The following is a 1623-nucleotide window of genomic DNA, read 5'->3' on the forward strand; positions in this document are numbered from 1 at the left end:
TTTGGTACTGGTGGGCCGTCGGCGAGGTGGCTGGCTTTGCAGCTCCTTTTCCGACGGCCCCCAGCCCGAACGACGCGTGCGACTTTCACCGCACGTCGCTCTCCAGTGATTTTGCCGTGAGTGCTGGACCAGGTCGTTGACCGTGGATGGCCATGTGGCAGGCTCCGCAGACCACCAGGGTCTTGCGGCGCCTTGTGGCCATGAGATCTGCCCACGGCGGCCGGTCGGTTCCCGGTTTGCCGAGGTCGGCGAGTTTGGCGACGTGGTGGACCTCCACCTCGTCGATGCGCCCGCAGGCCTCGCATCGTCCGGCCAGGAGTCGGGTGACCACTTCCTTGCGTTTGATGTTGACCGGGACCGGCTGGCGGTCGGTGATGACCGCCTTCTTGTTCTGTCGCAGCGGAATTCCGCCGAACCGTCCGACCAGTGGCTTCCTGCCGACGCGTTCGACGCGGGCTTCAAAGCACTTGCGCGGCCCGTGCGGCGTGTCGAGGGTGGCCGCATATGTGCGGGCCATCTTCGATACCGACGAGCGGTGCTTGGCAGCCAGCGTATTCAGCATCGAGGTCTCCATGACCCATTGCAGCCGAGCGATTCGAAAGACGTCGCCGGCCATCAGGTAGTACTGGACGATGCCCCGATATTCGGTTCCGTAGGTGCTGATGATGATGTAGTCGTCTGCGTTCAGCAACTCGGGTCGGTGCGCGGGTTTTCCGCGTTTCATGTACGGGGCCTGCTTGGCCGTTACCACCGAGCGGGGAACACGCAGGCCGATTTGCCCGTTGATCGAGCGTTTCCGGCCGGTAACCTTGCGGTCGTTGTGGTGCACGGTGATGTTGTAGCCGAGGAAGCTGGCTGCCTGGGTGCGGGCATGCGTGATCAAGGTTTTGTCCGGCGACAGTTCCAGTTTGAGGTCCTCACGCAGGAACTGCGCCAGTCGTTGTTTGATCTCCTCGGCTTCGGCTTTGGGTCCGGCGAACCCGAGCAGGGTGTCGTCGGCATAGCGCACATACCTCAGCCGCCGGTAATCCGGATCGTAGGGATCCATGCTCGGCATGCTGTGCAGTTGCTTGCGCAGCTGGCGCACGGTGGTGCGGTCGCCGCGCTCGCGTGCGCGTCTGATCGCCTTCCATACCCGATAGAAGGAACGGTTAGGCTTTCTGACTCTTCCTCGGGTGTATTCCGGTATCAGAACCGTCTCGATGAACTGGTCCAGCTTGTGGAGATAGATGTTGGACAAGATCGGGGACATGACGCCGCCCTGCGGGCTACCGCTGAGCGTGGCGTTCCAAACCCAGTCCTCCAGATATCCGGCCTTCAGCATGTTCCGCAGCAGCCGCAGGAACCGGTTGTCGTGGATCTTCTCGCCCAGAGTTCCGATCATGACCTCGTGATCGAGGCGATCGAAGCATTGGGCGATGTCACCCTCGATGAACCAGACCGTCCCGTTCCAGGTCTTGGCCACATCACGTAGTGCGGTGTGGCAGCCCCGGCGGCGACGGAAACCATGGGAAGAGTCGGAGAAGGTCGGCTCGTAGTACGCCTCCAACAGCAGGCGGATTACCTCGCCAACCAGTTTGTCCGACCACGTTGGCAGGCCAAGCGGCCGCAACTTCGCGCCGC

The 1623-nt window shown here is 62.5% G+C and carries 1 protein-coding gene; it reads right to left on the reverse strand.

Annotated elements, in window-relative coordinates:
- Positions 1–85: 85 nt before the first annotated feature.
- Positions 86–1623 (reverse strand): reverse transcriptase/maturase family protein (locus AKI01S_RS48565; RefSeq protein ID WP_084000991.1); only part of this gene is annotated, 1538 nt, incomplete at its 5' end.

The sequence above is a fragment of the Actinomadura kijaniata NBRC 14229 genome (assembly GCF_001552175.1).
GTDB classification, from domain to species: Bacteria; Actinomycetota; Actinomycetes; order Streptosporangiales; family Streptosporangiaceae; genus Spirillospora; species Spirillospora kijaniata.